This window comes from Serratia sp. CY27727 (genome assembly GCF_052169275.1).
GTDB classification, from domain to species: Bacteria; Pseudomonadota; Gammaproteobacteria; order Enterobacterales; family Enterobacteriaceae; genus Serratia; species Serratia sarumanii.
Genome location: NZ_JBJNLB010000005.1, coordinates 138,954 through 154,952, shown reverse-complemented (window position 1 = coordinate 154,952; position 15,999 = coordinate 138,954). Strand labels below are relative to the sequence as shown.

Sequence of the window (15,999 nt, the reverse complement as noted above, 5' to 3'; positions counted from 1 at the left end):
GCACCCGGCAATTTCACCCAATACATTCTCTTCATCAATTATTCCGGTGTGTGCATACGGTATACTTGCGCACTTCCCCCTGTTAACCGGAGATTTCCATGACCCTGCGCGTGGCGTTTATCGACGATCATGACATTGTGCGTTCGGGCTTCGTGCAGCTGCTGTCGCTGGAAGCCGATATTCAGGTGGTGGGCGAATTCAGCGGTGCGGCGCAGGCGCGCGCCGGCCTGCCGGGGCTGGAGGTGGACGTTTGCATCTGCGACATTTCGATGCCGGACGGCAGCGGGCTGGATCTGTTGGCGGACATTCCCTCCGGCATCCGCGTGGTGATGCTGTCGATGCACGATAACCCGGCGCTGGTGGAAATGGCGCTGGATCGCGGCGCCGGCGGCTTTCTCTCCAAGCGCTGCAAGCCGGAAGATTTGATCACCGCGGTGCGCACCGTCGCCGGCGGCGGCGTTTACCTGATGCCGGAAATCGCGCAGCAGCTGGCGCGGGTGAGGGTCGATCCGTTGACCCGCCGCGAGCGCGAGATCGCGCTGTTGCTGGCGCAGGGCCAGGAGGTGCGCGAGATCGCCGCCGCCTTGGGGCTGTCGCCGAAGACGGTGCATGTGCATCGCGCCAATTTGTTCGCCAAGCTGGGCATCAACAACAACGTCGAGCTGGCCAGACGGATGCTGAACCTGTGACGCAGCGCCTGATCACCCAGCTGGCGCTGTTTTTCATCTACGCCGCCAGCGCGTTTTGCCTGTGGGGCATCGGCACCGCGCTGATCGACCCGCCCTGGCAGGCGCTGCTGCTGTTCCCGTTCGGCCTGCGCATGGGCATTTTGCTGCAGAGCCCGTACCGTTTCTGGCCGGGGATCCTGCTGGCAGACCTGCTGCTGATGGCGCTGCTGGCGGACCAGTTCGGCTACGGCCCGGCGCTGTGGGCGTCGGTGGCGGTGCTGGTGTTGACGGTGTTGCTCAGCCTGCTGGCCTCGCCGTGGCTGTTGCGCCATCAGCAGAGCGACAGCGAATGGCGCTGGCCACTGTTGCAGGGCGCGGTGGTGGGCGCCGCCGCCTTGCTGCAGGCGCTGGTGTGGCAGCTGGTGAGCGGTGAAGGCGCCCGCGCGCTGCTGCTCGGCCTGACCGGCGGTTTTACCATCGCACCGACCTGCCTGCTGTTGTGGCACTATCTGGCGCGCCAAATCTGGGTGCCGCTGGAGCCGGGGCTGATCCACAAGCCGGTGGAGCTGCGTCTGGGCCATCTGGCCAGCTACCTGCTGCTGTTTGCGTTCAGCATCTGGCTGCAGCAGCAGGTGAACGCCGCCGAGCTGCGGCGCTTTGCGCCTTTCTGCCTGGCCATTCCTATCGTGTTCATGTCTTACCGCTACGGCTGGCAGGGCGCGCTGTTGGCGACGCTGCTCAACGGCGTGGCGCTGATGGTCAACGAGCCGCCGCAGCCGGAGTCGCACCGCGATCTGCTGCTGTCGCTGCTGGCCCAAAGCCTGACCGGGCTGCTGCTGGGCGTCGGCATTCAGCGCCAGCGCGAGCTGAATCAGCAGCTGAGGCTGCGGCTGGCGGAGAACCGCCAGTTGGCGCGGGCGCTGGTGACGGCGGAGGAGCAAACCCGGCGCGAGGTGGCGCGCGAGCTGCACGATGAAGTGGGGCAGACCATCACCGTGATTCGCACCCAGGCCAGCATCGTCAAACGCCTGGCGCCGGAGCCGGCGGTGGTCGGCTGCGCCGACGCCATCGATGCGTTGGCGCTGCGGGTCTACGACGGGGTGCATGATGTGTTGACCCAGCTGTGGCCGGCGGCGCTGAATAACCTGCCGCTGTCGGCGGCGGTGGCGGCGATGCTGCGGGAGTCGCTGCCGCAGGACGCGTCGCTGGTGAGCAGCCTGCAGTGGCAGGTGCCGGACGAGCTGCTGGATGAAACGCTGAAAATCACGCTGTACCGGGTGTGCCAGGAAGGGGTGACCAATGTGTGCCGCCACGCCGGCGCCAGCCGCCTGGAGCTGGATGCGCGCCTGCAGCCGCGCAAAGGCGCCGCGCCGCAGATCGCCCTGACCATCCGCGACAACGGGGTGGGCTTCGATGCGGAAAACCATCAGCCGGGCTATGGCCTGCGCGGCATGCAGGAGCGCATCAGCGCCCTCGGCGGCAGCCTGCGGTTCACCGCTGAGGGGGGCGCCTGTTTGAGTGTGATCTTGCCCACAGTTTCGCCGGCGCAAACGCAAAACTAGGAAAAACTCCTAACCGCGTCGGGAATCCGGCGTAAGCCTCCCGTGCGCGCGAGGAGCATCATAGCGGCACTTTATTCAATCCTCTGAGGTTCCACATGTGGTCTTTCCTTAAAAGCCGCCCGGACGCGCCGCAGGTCACCGATCAACGGCAGATCGACGCCAGCTACAAATACTGGCGCATCCAGCTGATGTGCACCATGTACATCGGCTACGCCGCGTTTTACTTCACGCGCAAAAGTTTCAACTTCATCATGCCGGCGATGCTGAGCGATCTGGGCCTGACGATGTCCGACGTCGGCATCCTCGGCACGCTGTTCTACATCACCTACGGCTGCTCGAAATTCATCTCCGGCATGATCAGCGATCGCTCCAACCCGCGTTACTTTATGGGGCTGGGCCTGATCATGACCGGGGTGCTGAATATCTTCTTCGGTCTCAGTTCGTCGCTGCTGATGCTGGGCACGCTGTGGATCCTCAACGCCTTCTTCCAGGGCTGGGGCTGGCCGCCGTGCTCCAAAATCCTCACCAGCTGGTATTCGCGCTCCGAGCGCGGTGGCTGGTGGGCGATCTGGAACACCTCGCACAACGTCGGTGGGGCGCTGATCCCGCTGCTGGTGGGCTTTATCTCGCTGCACTTCAGCTGGCGTTACGGCATGATCATTCCCGGTATCATCGGCGTGGTGCTTGGCCTGCTGATGTGCTGGCGCCTGCGCGACAAGCCATCCACCCTGGGGCTGCCGAGCGTCGGCAAATGGCGCAACGACGCCATGGAGCTGGTGCAGGAATCGGAAGGCCAGGGGCTGAGCAACCGGGAGATCATCAAACGCTACGTGCTGACCAACAAGTACATCTGGCTGCTGGCGGTCTCTTACGTGCTGGTGTACATCGTGCGCACCGCGATCAACGATTGGGGCAACCTCTACCTGACGCAGGAAAAGGGCTATTCGCTGATGACCGCCAACTCGGCCATCTCGCTGTTTGAAGTGGGCGGCTTTATCGGTTCGCTGGTGGCCGGTTGGGGTTCCGACAAACTGTTCCGCGGCAACCGCGGCCCGATGAACCTGATCTTCGCCATCGGTATCTTCCTGTCGGTGGCGGCGCTGTGGCTGATGCCGGGCGTGACCTACCTGCTGCAGGCCTGCTGCTTCTTCGCCATCGGTTTCTTCATCTTCGGCCCGCAGATGCTGATCGGCATGGCGGCGGCGGAGTGCTCGCACAAGGATGCGGCGGGCGCGGCGACCGGTTTTGTCGGCCTGTTCGCCTACCTGGGCGCGGCGCTGTCCGGCTACCCGATCGCGCGGGTGATGGAGATCTGGCAGTGGAACGGCTTCTTCGTGGTGATTTCCATCGCCGCCTGCCTGTCGGCGCTGTTCCTGCTGCCGTTCCTGCGCGCGCAGACGCCGGCGCTGAAACCGGCCAAAGCCTGAGCAAAATACGCTGCGCAGCCCCCGGCGCAGCGCATTATGGCGCTTTTATCACCACTTGAAATGCAGGGGCAAAAAAGTGATTGACGCCTATAACCGCCAGCAGTAAGATGCGCCCCGCATCGGCGAGTAGCGCAGCTTGGTAGCGCAACTGGTTTGGGACCAGTGGGTCGGAGGTTCGAATCCTCTCTCGCCGACCACCATTCGAAAAACCTGCTTTTTAAAGCAGGTTTTTTTTCGCCCGTCGTTTATGAGGATGAGCACCTCCGCAGGAGGTTCGAGCCTCGCGAAGCGAGACAACGTTGCTTCAGCAACGGCCCGCAGGGCGCGCATCAACGATGCGCGTAATCCTCTCTCGCCGACCACCATTCGAAAAACCTGCTTTTTAAAGCAGGTTTTTTTTCGCCTGTCGTTTATGAGGATGAGTATACCTCCGCCGATATGGCCGGTTTGGCTTTATGGCGTGCCTCAATCTACCGTCCTCGTGAAATATATTTATCCTTTACGCTTAATTAATTCACACTCCTTATTCCCTTTAGGTTCTTATTTCCATATTTAAATAAATTCATGCTTGCCGAATAAAACCCGGTTGATAGCGCTCTTGTTTTCACGTTTTTTTTACCTATAGTCTGAATGGACAACGCGGGATGTGTTATTCCCGCCGCGTGGGAAATACCGTGATTATTTATTAACGTTAATCTTCGTGGATTATTGCGGAATCATTTCGCTCCGGCAATACGTGGCGACGATTAACTCTTTTATGTTTATCCTCTCGGAATAAAGGAATCAGTTATGCGCAAATTTAATAAACCGCTGTTGGCGCTGGTGATCGGCAGCACGCTGTGTTCCGCGGCGCAGGCCGCCGCGCCGGGCAAGCCGACCATCGCCTGGGGCAACACCAAGTTCGCCATCGTCGAAGTCGATCAGGCGGCCACCGCATATAATAATCTGGTGAAGGTAAAAAATGCCGCCGACGTTTCGGTCTCCTGGAATTTATGGAATGGCGACACCGGCACGACGGCAAAAATTTTATTAAATGGCAAAGAGGCGTGGAGCGGCCCTTCAACCGGCGCTTCCGGTACGGCGAATTTTAAAGTGAATAAAGGCGGCCGTTATCAAATGCAGGTGGCGTTGTGCAATGCCGACGGCTGCACCGCCAGCGACGCCACCGAAATTGTGGTGGCCGACACCGACGGCAGCCATTTGGCGCCGTTGAAAGAGCCGCTGCTGGAAAAGAATAAACCCTATAAACAGAATTCCGGCAAAGTGGTCGGCTCTTATTTCGTCGAGTGGGGCGTTTACGGGCGCAATTTCACCGTCGATAAGATCCCGGCGCAGAACCTGACCCATCTGCTGTACGGCTTTATCCCGATCTGCGGCGGCAACGGCATCAACGACAGCCTGAAAGAGATCGAAGGCAGCTTCCAGGCGTTGCAGCGCTCCTGCCAGGGCCGCGAGGACTTCAAAGTCTCGATCCACGATCCGTTCGCCGCGTTGCAAAAAGCGCAGAAGGGCGTGACCGCCTGGGATGACCCCTACAAGGGCAACTTCGGCCAGCTGATGGCGCTGAAGCAGGCGCATCCTGACCTGAAAATCCTGCCGTCGATCGGCGGCTGGACGCTGTCCGACCCGTTCTTCTTTATGGGCGACAAGGTGAAGCGCGATCGCTTCGTCGGTTCGGTGAAAGAGTTCCTGCAGACCTGGAAGTTCTTCGATGGCGTGGATATCGACTGGGAGTTCCCGGGCGGCAATGGCGCCAACCCGAACCTGGGCAGCCCGCAAGACGGGGAAACCTATGTGCTGTTGATGAAGGAGTTGCGGGCGATGCTGGATCAGCTGTCGGCGGAAACCGGCCGCAAGTATGAGCTGACCTCCGCCATCAGCGCCGGCAAGGACAAGATCGACAAGGTGGCTTACAACGTCGCGCAGAACTCGATGGATCACATCTTCCTGATGAGCTACGACTTCTACGGCGCCTTCGATCTGAAAAACCTGGGGCATCAGACCGCGCTGAATGCGCCGGCCTGGAAACCGGACACCGCCTACACCACGGTGAACGGCGTCAATGCGCTGCTGACGCAGGGCGTCAAGCCGGGCAAGATCGTGGTCGGCACCGCCATGTATGGCCGCGGCTGGACCGGGGTGAACGGCTACCAGAACAACATTCCGTTCACCGGCACCGCCACCGGGCCGGTTAAAGGCACCTGGGAGAACGGCATCGTGGACTACCGCCAAATCGCCAGCCAGTTCATGAGCGGCGATTGGCAGTACACCTACGACGCCACGGCGGAAGCGCCTTACGTGTTCAAACCTTCCACCGGCGATCTGATCACCTTCGACGATGCCCGCTCGGTGCAGGCCAAGGGCAAGTACGTGTTGGATAAGCAGTTGGGCGGCCTGTTCTCCTGGGAGATCGACGCGGACAACGGCGATATTCTTAACAGCATGAACGCCAGCCTGGGCAACAGCGCCGGCGTTCAATAATCGGTTGCAGTGCGTTGCCGGGGGATATCCTTTCGCCCCCGGCTTTTTCGCCGCCGAAAGTTTTTTTACGCCGCACAGATTGTGGTCCTGCCCGGCGCAAACCGCGCTCATCGGACTCACCCTTTTGGGTAATCCTTCAGCATTTCCTCCTGTCTTTAACGGCGATCACAAAAATAACCGTTCAGATATTCATCATTCAGCAACAAAGTTTTGGCGTTTTTTAACGGAGTTAAAAACCAGTAAGTTTGTGAGGGTCAGACCAATGCGCTGAAAATGTCCGCTTAGCATAAATTTTCATGCTGGAAGTGTTAACAAAAGGTTTTTTTTATGTTTGTTTGCTGTTTCTCACAGTCTGCGTAAATCCCCACTGGTTATATTGACGACACCCCAAACAGTTGGCAACTTGATAGCCTCAGGGGTAAGAGCGAGAGTTGTTTGAGTGAATTCCACGCGCTCAGACGTCCCCGCCGCGATGCGTTCCATCCGGCATTCTCTCCTCGTACACCTTCTGCCTTCGGGCACCGATCGCACAGGCCACGCAATAAAAAATACAGGTCTGGCGGCAATGACACACATCACATCACACAATGGAGCACTAACGATGACACGTTCCTTGGGTAAATCGGGGGTTCTGAAATTCGGCATTGGGCTGATCGCGCTGACCGTGGCGGCCAGCGTACAGGCCAAGACGTTGGTTTACTGTTCTGAAGGTTCCCCGGAAGGGTTCAACCCGCAGCTGTTTACCTCCGGCACCACCTACGACGCCAGCTCGGTACCGATCTACAACCGCCTGGTCGAATTCAAAATCGGCACCACCGAACTGCAGCCGGGCCTGGCTGAGAAGTGGGACGTCAGCGAAGACGGCAAAACCTATACCTTCCACCTGCGCAAAGGCGTGAAGTGGCAGAGCAGCAAAGACTTCAAACCGACGCGCGATTTCAACGCCGACGACGTGGTGTTCTCCTTTGAACGCCAGTTGGATGCGAACAACGCCTATCACAAAGTGTCAGGCGGCAGCTACGAATACTTTGAAGGCATGGACATGCCTAAGCTGATCGCCAAGATTGAAAAAGTGGACGACAACACCGTGCGCTTCGTGCTGAACCGCCCGGAAGCGCCGTTCCTGGCTGACCTGGGCATGGACTTCGCGTCCATCCTGTCCGCCGAATACGCCGACGTGATGATGAAAGCCGGCACGCCGGAGAAGGTCGACCTGAACCCGATCGGCACCGGCCCGTTCCAGCTGCTGCAATACCAGAAAGACTCCAAGATCCTGTACAAGGCATTCGACGGTTTCTGGGGCACCAAGCCGAAGATCGATCGCCTGGTGTTCTCCATCACGCCTGACGCCTCCGTGCGCTACGCCAAACTGCAGAAAAACGAATGTCAGGTGATGCCGTACCCGAACCCGGCCGATATCGCCCGCATGAAGCAAGACAAGTCCATCAACCTGATGGAGCAGCCGGGCCTGAACGTGGGCTACCTGTCGTTCAACGTCGAGAAAAAACCGCTGGATAACCTGAAGGTGCGTCAGGCGTTGACCATGGCGGTCAACAAGCAGGCGATCATCGATGCGGTTTATCAGGGCGCGGGCCAGGCGGCCAAGAACCTGATCCCGCCGACCATGTGGGGCTATAACGACGCGGTGCAGGATTACGCTTACGATCCGGCCAAGGCGAAAGAGCTGCTGAAAGAAGCGGGCATGGCCGACGGTTTCAGCATCGACCTGTGGGCGATGCCGGTACAGCGTCCTTACAACCCGAACGCACGCCGCATGGCGGAAATGATCCAGGCCGACTGGGCCAAGATCGGCGTGAAAGCCAAAATCGTGACCTATGAGTGGGGTGAATACCTCAAGCGCGCCAAAGCGGGCGAGCACCAGACGGTGATGATGGGCTGGACCGGCGACAACGGGGATCCGGACAACTTCTTCGCCACGCTGTTCAGCTGCGCGGCGGCGAAAGACGGCTCCAACTACTCCCGCTGGTGCTACAAGCCGTTTGAAGATCTGATTCAACCGGCGCGCGCCGAATCCAACCACGACAAGCGCATCGAACTGTACAAGCAGGCGCAGGTGGTGATGCACGATCAGGCTCCGGCGCTGATTGTCGCACACTCCACCGTGTACGAGCCTGTGCGTAAGGAAGTGAAAGGCTACGTCGTGGATCCGCTCGGTAAGCATCACTTCGAGAATGTCTCTGTAGACTGATTTCGACCGCTTTACCGGAGACGCACGAATGGACTTGCAGGGGCGCAACAGGTTTGCGCCCCTGCTGACCAGTCTCCGGCGTATGGCCGTCGAATCGTTCAAAGGCATGTGAGCGTTAATAAGCCTGGCGGACGATGAGCTGCCGGGCATTGATACAGAGAGTTCGGGATATGTTGCAGTTCATACTCCGACGTTTGGGGTTAGTTATCCCAACGTTTATCGGCATTACATTGCTGACTTTTGCATTCGTCCATATGATCCCCGGCGACCCGGTGACCATCATGGCCGGGGAACGCGGTATCTCCGCCGAGCGCCACGCGCAGCTGATGGCGGAAATGGGGCTGGACAAGCCGCTCTATCAACAATATTTCTCCTACGTGTCCAACGTGCTGCAAGGCGATCTGGGCACCTCCCTCAAAAGCCGCATCTCCGTCTGGAGCGAGTTCGTTCCGCGCTTTCAGGCCACGCTGGAACTGGGCATTTGCGCGATGATCTTCGCGGTGCTGGTAGGCATCCCGGTCGGGGTGCTGGCGGCGGTCAAACGCGGCTCGGTCTTCGACCATACCGCGGTGGGCATCTCGCTGACCGGCTATTCGATGCCGATTTTCTGGTGGGGCATGATGCTGATCATGCTGGTGTCGGTGCAGCTTAACCTGACGCCGGTGTCGGGGCGCATCAGCGACACGGTCTTCCTCGACGATAGCCAGCCGCTGACCGGCTTCATGCTGATAGACACCCTGATCTGGGGCGAGCCGGGCGACTTCGTCGACGCGGTGATGCATATGATCCTGCCGGCCATCGTGCTGGGCACCATCCCGCTGGCGGTGATCGTGCGCATGACCCGTTCTTCGATGCTGGAGGTGTTGGGCGAAGACTACATCCGCACCGCGCGCGCCAAGGGCGTGAGCCGCATGCGGGTGATCGTCGTTCACGCGCTGCGCAACGCGCTGCTGCCGGTGGTGACGGTGATCGGGCTGCAGGTCGGCACCATGCTGGCCGGCGCCATTCTGACCGAAACCATCTTCTCCTGGCCGGGGCTGGGCCGCTGGCTGATCGACGCGCTGCAGCGCCGCGACTACCCGGTGGTGCAGGGCGGGGTGTTGCTGGTCGCCTGTATGATCATTCTGGTTAACCTGCTGGTAGACGTGCTCTACGGCGTGGTCAACCCGCGTATTCGCCACAAGAAATAAGGGGCGCTCTCATGTCTCAAATCACTGAGTCTGCAGTTAAAGGTGCGCCGAAGCCGATGACCCCGTTTCAGGAGTTCTGGCACTATTTCAAGCGCAATAAAGGGGCCGTGGTCGGCCTGGTGTATATCGTTCTGATGCTGGTGATCGCGCTCGGCGCCGGCGTGCTGGCGCCGCATGCGCCGGCGGACCAGTTCCGCGACGCGCTGCTCAAGCCGCCGGTGTGGCAAGAGGGCGGCAGCTGGCAATATATCCTCGGCACCGACGACGTGGGCCGCGACGTGCTGTCGCGCCTGATGTACGGTGCGCGCCTGTCGCTGCTGGTCGGCTGCCTGGTGGTGGTGCTGTCGCTGATCATGGGCGTGATATTCGGCCTGCTGGCCGGTTACTTCGGCGGCGTGGTGGACGCGATTATCATGCGCGTCGTCGACATCATGCTGGCTCTGCCGAGCCTGCTGCTGGCGCTGGTGCTGGTGGCGGTATTCGGGCCGTCGATCGTCAACGCCTCGCTGGCGCTGACCTTCGTCGCCTTGCCGCACTATGTGCGTCTGACGCGCGCAGCGGTGCTGGTGGAGGTCAACCGCGACTACGTCACCGCTTCGCGGGTGGCGGGCGCCGGCGCGCTGCGCCAGATGTTCGTCAATATTCTACCTAACTGCCTGGCGCCTTTGATCGTGCAGGCTTCTCTCGGTTTCTCGAACGCCATTCTGGACATGGCCGCTCTCGGCTTTCTGGGCATGGGCGCGCAGCCGCCGACGCCGGAGTGGGGCACCATGCTCTCCGACGTGCTGCAGTTCGCGCAAAGCGCCTGGTGGGTGGTGACCTTCCCCGGCGTGGCGATCCTGCTGACGGTGCTGGCATTCAACCTGATGGGGGACGGTTTGCGTGACGCTCTCGACCCCAAACTCAAGCAGTAACAGAGGACGAGAGAGATGGCGTTATTGAATGTAGACAAGCTTTCGGTGCACTTCGGTGACGAAGGCACCCCGTTCCGCGCGGTAGACCGCATCAGTTACAGCGTGGAGCAAGGTCAGGTGGTCGGCATTGTCGGTGAATCCGGCTCCGGCAAATCCGTCAGTTCGCTGGCGATCATGGGCCTGATCGATTTCCCCGGCAAGGTGATGGCCGACAAGCTGGAGTTCAACGGCCAGGATCTGCGCAAGATCTCCGAAAAAGAGCGCCGCCAGCTGGTGGGCTCCGAAGTGGCGATGATCTTCCAGGATCCGATGACCAGCCTGAACCCGTGCTATACCGTCGGTTATCAGATCATGGAGGCGCTGAAGGTGCACCAGGGCGGCAACCGCCGCACTCGCCGCCAGCGCGCTATCGACCTGCTGACCCAGGTGGGCATTCCCGATCCGGCCTCGCGGCTGGACGTATACCCGCACCAGCTTTCCGGCGGCATGAGCCAGCGCGTGATGATCGCCATGGCCATCGCCTGTCGGCCGAAGCTGCTGATCGCCGATGAGCCGACGACCGCGCTCGACGTGACCATCCAGGCGCAGATCATCGAACTGCTGCTGGACCTGCAGCAGCGCGAAAACATGGCGCTGCTGCTGATCACCCACGATTTGGCGCTGGTGGCGGAAGCCGCGCACCACATCATCGTGATGTACGCCGGCCAGGTGGTGGAATCCGGCAAGGCGGCGGAGATTTTCCGCGCCCCGCGCCACCCCTATACCCAGGCGCTGCTGCGCGCGCTGCCGGAGTTCGCCGCCGACAAGGCGCGGCTGGCTTCGCTGCCGGGCGTGGTGCCGGGCAAATACGATCGCCCGACCGGCTGCCTGCTCAACCCGCGTTGTCCCTACGCCAACGAGCGCTGCCGCAACGAGGAGCCGGAACTGCGCAGCATTCCCGGCCGTCAGGTTAAATGTCACACACCGCTGGATGATGCGGGGAGGCCGACCGTATGAGCCAGAATCAACCTTTACTGCAGGCGATTGACCTGAAGAAGCATTACCCGGTGAAAAAGGGCCTGTTCGCGCCGGAGCGGCTGGTCAAGGCGCTGGACGGCGTCTCCTTCACCCTGGAGCGCGGCAAAACGCTGGCGGTGGTCGGTGAGTCGGGCTGCGGCAAATCGACGCTCGGCCGCCTGCTGACGATGATCGAAGTGCCGACCGGCGGCGAGCTGTACTACCAGGGGCAGGATCTGCTGAAGCCGGACGCCTCTGCCGAGAAGCTGCGGCGCCAGAAGATCCAAATCGTGTTCCAGAATCCTTACGGATCGCTCAACCCGCGCAAGAAGGTCGGGCAGATCCTCGAGGAGCCGCTGTTGATCAATACCTCGCTCAGCGCCGCCGAACGGCGGGAAAAAGCGCTGGAGATGATGGCGAAGGTCGGCTTGAAGACTGAGCATTACGACCGCTACCCGCACATGTTTTCCGGCGGCCAGCGTCAGCGTATCGCCATCGCCCGCGGGCTGATGCTGAACCCGGACGTGGTGATCGCCGATGAGCCGGTGTCGGCGCTGGACGTGTCGGTGCGCGCTCAGGTGCTGAACCTGATGATGGATCTGCAGCAGGAGCTGGGGCTGTCCTATGTGTTCATCTCGCACGATCTGTCGGTGGTGGAGCACATCGCCGACGAGGTGATGGTGATGTACCTCGGCCGCTGCGTGGAAAAGGGCAGCAAAGAGGCGATCTTCAACAATCCGCGCCATCCGTACACTCAGGCGCTGCTGTCGGCGACGCCGCGATTGAATCCGGATATGCGCCGCGAGCGCATCAAGCTGACCGGCGAGCTGCCCAGCCCGATGAATCCGCCGCCGGGCTGTGCGTTCAATGCCCGCTGCCGCCGCGCCTTCGGCACTTGCGTTCAGCTGCAGCCGCAGCTCAAACAGTACGGCGAGCAGATGGTGGCCTGCTTTGCGGTCGATCAGGACGAACATCCGGGGGCGTAAAGCGCCGGATTGTTTCGCTTAAATCAACGCCGGCATGATGCCGGCGTTTTTTTTGCGGGCGTTTCATTTACCACAGGATTAAACATTTCGTCAGGCGGTTTTTCCCCCTTTATTTTTTGTGATAGATCCTGATGGAAGAAAGGAAAATAACTATATTTTTAATTTTATTGTTCAATATTAATTATTAACCTTTGTTTATTATTCGCTGTTTTTTCCATGAAATAGGTATGTGGTTAGTGCTATTTTTGATCTCCATTAAGGAAGTGTTGTTTTTTACGTGAGGGGTTAATAATAATTTTGAAATTCCCCTTTAATATGTATTAGATTTTTAAATGAATAGTGAGGCACGATCAAAAATTCTTCGGGCGGATAGCAACTATGGTGCAACCTATTCAAAGCATCTGTTGTTCCTACGGTCAAGGTCGTTTTCGCTGTACAACAAAACGTCGTTGGCATAATTATTAACAAGGATGTCATCTCATGTACAAGATATCAACAGTAATGGTTATAGTTAGCCAGATTATAATATTCACTTTAGGAGGAGGTGCTTATGCTTATAGTAGTGAAAGCCCGGTTTCAACAAATAAGATAAGAAAAGAAAAAGCATTCTCTCCGACCAGAAGTGATCTAACTGCGTTGCTGATTAGGCCGGATGTTCGCCCAAACTTTATACCTATTGCCTCACATCGGGCGCAAATCATGGGCAGCAATCTGCCGGAGAACTCTCTATCGGCGATTCAGTATGTCAATAAAATAGATGCGGCCGAAATATTGGAGCTTGACATAAAGATTACTTCTGATGGCATTCCTTATCTTATGCATGACAGCTATCTTCAGAGAACAACTAATTTTGTTGATGTTACCGTAGGTGATTATGGAGATAAATCATACGGAGCCAGTTCAGGGCAATATAGTTGGCGTCAGATAAGAGAGCTTTATCTAAAAAATATTGATGGCACATACAGTGAAGAACACCCTGTCTCTTTTGAAGACGTGCTGGTTTGGGTCAGAGACAACACTAATATGTTAATTAATCTTGATATAAATGAGCAAGCAGTTTTTGATGCCGTTTGGGATGTGGTTAAATCGAGAGATGCGTTTGATATTTGCATATTTAAAGGTAGGTACAATAAGAACGAATTCAGGAGCTTTTATTATAACAGTTTAAATAGCATGCAAAAAAGCAAGCTAATCTATTTCCCGATTATTCCTGAACCAACAGTTGATTACCCGACTAAACCCATTGATTTTTATAATCATTGGGAAGAAGGGATTGATAAAATAGCGAAAGGCTATGAGGTCGGTTATAAGAAGGATACGCCGAATGCAAAATTCCCGATAGAAAGCGAGCTTCTAAAGGTGGTGACTGCAATTCGGCAGCAAAATCGCGTTAGAGTACATGTTTTTTCTGCCATGCCGGATACTTATCTTGGACGCTATATTGGAAATGTGAATATAGACCAATGCTGTAATGCTACTGTTGATTCTCGTGGTGATTTAGAGTATTTGCTGGATCCTTTTGGTAAGAAAGACATGAGTAAAGGCGTTAACGGGTACATCATAACGGATGACGCATTTACGTTATATCATTACCTCTCTGTGCTTGGTAAACGGAACTTTAATATAAATGGAATGTGACGGGGGTTATCATGAAGAGGTTATGTTGGTTATTTATTTTACTGAGTTTTTCAGCGTTTTCTCAGGAGGTTTTTTTTAAGGGCCAGGATTTTCTTGATGATATTCCTCCAGATCATCTATATCTGCATGGCCAGGGGGGGCAATTCGATATCTATAGAGATTTTATAACAAAGAACGCCGATTATGATATTTACTATACGGGGGGCGCCAATGACAAGACGGGTAGGAATTACCATAGCAGTACGGCTATCAAGTTTGCCGATGATAGTTCTAAACTGGTTATTCCTTCGGTGGTAACAAGAGATATCGTCAATAATAAAAAAGGCTTTACGATCTCTGGGTGGTTTTATGTCTCCGACATAAACAGCAACAGCACGATTGCTTATATTGGAACCGACGACAAGGCCAAGGTGGATATATTTCTTTCGCGGCAGAAAATTCTCGTTAGGAAACGTTCTAATATCGATAAAACACAGATGATGCCGATGATAGAAACGGCATTCCCTTTGTCATATGAAAGTTATTCTCCGGTGGAGGGAGATATTACCAATGGTTATTTTTATCTGGCAATAACCAGTGACAGTAATAGTACTAGAGTGTATTTGTCGCGCCCCGGAGGGAGACTTTATTCACAATGGTTTTATTTCAGTCTGGTTGACAATATTTCCAGGTTAGATAATATTTATTTCGGTAGTAATCCTAGTCTTAAGCTGGGATTCAAGCCGGCTGATGCTTACTCAAATATAATGATATATAAAAGAGCACTTTCTCCCAATGAGACGTTAAATGCATTCTATCTGCAGTCTCCGTTGTATCCCGGTGTCTCTTACCGATTTTCAAATAACAATAATCTGGATTTGGTTCCTGCTCAGTCGGATAATCAAAACGGAAATTTTGATGAAGACGGTTATTACATGTGGAAAAAGAAAGAGGGAGGGAACAATGGTCCCTTGAGCAGTACGAGATGGTTTATTGATAGCCGAATGAAAGATTCCGGGAAATTTATACCAGTAAATCTAAGAAACGCGCGTACAGGCGGATACGTTTATCAAAAATCGAGCAGTAACTATTATTATCAACTGCTTTATCCAGCGGAAAATTATGGGGATAGAACGCTGTTTTATATGGAGAAGCTAGAGGATGATCCCAAGTCGCTATATAGCAGACATTCTCAGGGGAATATCAAACTGTGGAGCGCACATGATCCAAGGTATTGGTTGGGAAGTAACGACAACTATTTATATTTAGATGATAACGAAAAGAATGGGCGTTGGAGTATAGATTCCGCTATTAAGGTTTATCATGGTGACGATATATCTTTACCTGTTCGAGGGGATAATGTTGCATTGAGGAATCTGGGGGACTTCTCCAGTGATGATAAAGGGGCAAGAACATATCTGAATCTGTATTCAGGTTCGTCATATTACTATGCAAAGCTGGACAAATACAGTGTTTCAAATCCTAATATCTCTCACGTGATGCACTTTTCTCTTCGATGGTTGGCACCCAGCGACTACGGTATCTATCGGAAGTATATTTTCAGGGGGCCGGCTGGAGATGGTTTACTGCAGCCGTATTATGGACGAATGGATAAATCGGAAGATGATTATGTCATAACCTATGAGAATAAGGACAAATTTTATTGGGAAGTCATTACTATAGATACAGCTAAACTGGACAAGAAAAAAGTGGGTGATAGAAATTTCCATGCAATAAGAGCGAGCAATGGTTATGGTTCATTCTTGTTGGGAAGAAAAGACAGTTACTGTCCTGGCGGTACGAGCACTTGCTATGTGCTGAAGTCTGGTGCGGGCGCTTATGACAGTGACGGCACGCCGAAAAAGGATTTTTTATGGATTATTGATTATATTAGAAGTAACTGATCTATAAATATTCATGACAGCTCATGGTGGATTTGTGGTCCACCG

At 55.9% G+C, this 15,999-nt stretch carries 11 protein-coding genes, 1 tRNA gene and 1 other RNA gene; all 13 read left to right on the top strand.

What is annotated here, in order from left to right; translation table 11 throughout:
- The first annotated feature begins 98 nt into the window (after positions 1-98).
- The 13 genes from uhpA to ACJ8HB_RS14730 all read left to right on the top strand — a co-directional run bounded on the left by uhpA (position 99) and on the right by ACJ8HB_RS14730 (position 15,954).
- Complete coding sequence (gene uhpA / locus ACJ8HB_RS14790; protein ID WP_033636607.1) at positions 99-689, top strand: transcriptional regulator UhpA; 591 nt, start codon at positions 99-101, stop codon at positions 687-689.
- Complete coding sequence (gene uhpB, locus ACJ8HB_RS14785; protein ID WP_047569866.1) at positions 686-2,230, top strand: signal transduction histidine-protein kinase/phosphatase UhpB; 1,545 nt, start codon at positions 686-688, stop codon at positions 2,228-2,230. Before uhpA ends, uhpB begins: the two co-directional genes overlap by 4 nt.
- A 95-nt stretch (positions 2,231-2,325) precedes the next feature.
- Positions 2,326-3,657, top strand: coding sequence for an MFS transporter (locus tag ACJ8HB_RS14780; RefSeq protein WP_033650009.1), 1,332 nt, complete (start codon positions 2,326-2,328; stop codon positions 3,655-3,657).
- 120 nt (positions 3,658-3,777) lie between these two features.
- Positions 3,778-3,854 (top strand) — tRNA-Pro (locus ACJ8HB_RS14775).
- 36 nt (positions 3,855-3,890) lie between these two features.
- Positions 3,891-4,019: non-coding RNA, RtT sRNA (locus ACJ8HB_RS14770), on the top strand.
- Between the two features lie 427 nt (positions 4,020-4,446).
- Positions 4,447-6,138 carry a glycosyl hydrolase family 18 protein gene (locus tag ACJ8HB_RS14765; RefSeq protein WP_033636610.1) on the top strand — a complete coding sequence of 564 codons (1,692 nt, stop codon included), beginning with the start codon at positions 4,447-4,449 and terminating at the stop codon, positions 6,136-6,138.
- Positions 6,139-6,739: 601 nt separating this feature from the next.
- Complete coding sequence (gene dppA / locus ACJ8HB_RS14760; RefSeq protein WP_019452584.1) at positions 6,740-8,347, top strand: dipeptide ABC transporter periplasmic-binding protein DppA; 1,608 nt, start codon at positions 6,740-6,742, stop codon at positions 8,345-8,347.
- Between the two features lie 170 nt (positions 8,348-8,517).
- A complete protein-coding gene (gene dppB / locus ACJ8HB_RS14755) occupies positions 8,518-9,537 on the top strand; it encodes a dipeptide ABC transporter permease DppB (RefSeq protein WP_033636611.1) in 1,020 nt (339 codons plus the stop codon).
- A gap of 11 nt (positions 9,538-9,548) precedes the next feature.
- On the top strand, positions 9,549-10,451 hold the full coding sequence (gene dppC, locus ACJ8HB_RS14750) for a dipeptide ABC transporter permease DppC (RefSeq protein WP_025304838.1): 903 nt from the start codon (positions 9,549-9,551) through the stop codon (positions 10,449-10,451).
- A 15-nt stretch (positions 10,452-10,466) separates the two neighbouring features.
- Positions 10,467-11,447 carry a dipeptide ABC transporter ATP-binding protein gene (gene dppD, locus ACJ8HB_RS14745; RefSeq protein WP_004934132.1) on the top strand — a complete coding sequence of 327 codons (981 nt, stop codon included), beginning with the start codon at positions 10,467-10,469 and terminating at the stop codon, positions 11,445-11,447.
- On the top strand, positions 11,444-12,433 hold the full coding sequence (gene dppF / locus ACJ8HB_RS14740) for a dipeptide ABC transporter ATP-binding subunit DppF (RefSeq protein WP_047569862.1): 990 nt from the start codon (positions 11,444-11,446) through the stop codon (positions 12,431-12,433). Before dppD ends, dppF begins: the two co-directional genes overlap by 4 nt.
- 480 nt (positions 12,434-12,913) lie before the next feature.
- A complete protein-coding gene (locus tag ACJ8HB_RS14735) occupies positions 12,914-14,071 on the top strand; it encodes a glycerophosphodiester phosphodiesterase family protein (protein WP_080298848.1) in 1,158 nt (385 codons plus the stop codon).
- Between the two features lie 11 nt (positions 14,072-14,082).
- Entirely contained in the window at positions 14,083-15,954 is a 1,872-nt protein-coding gene (locus tag ACJ8HB_RS14730; protein WP_094860111.1) for a hypothetical protein, read from the top strand.
- Positions 15,955-15,999 lie beyond the last annotated feature (45 nt).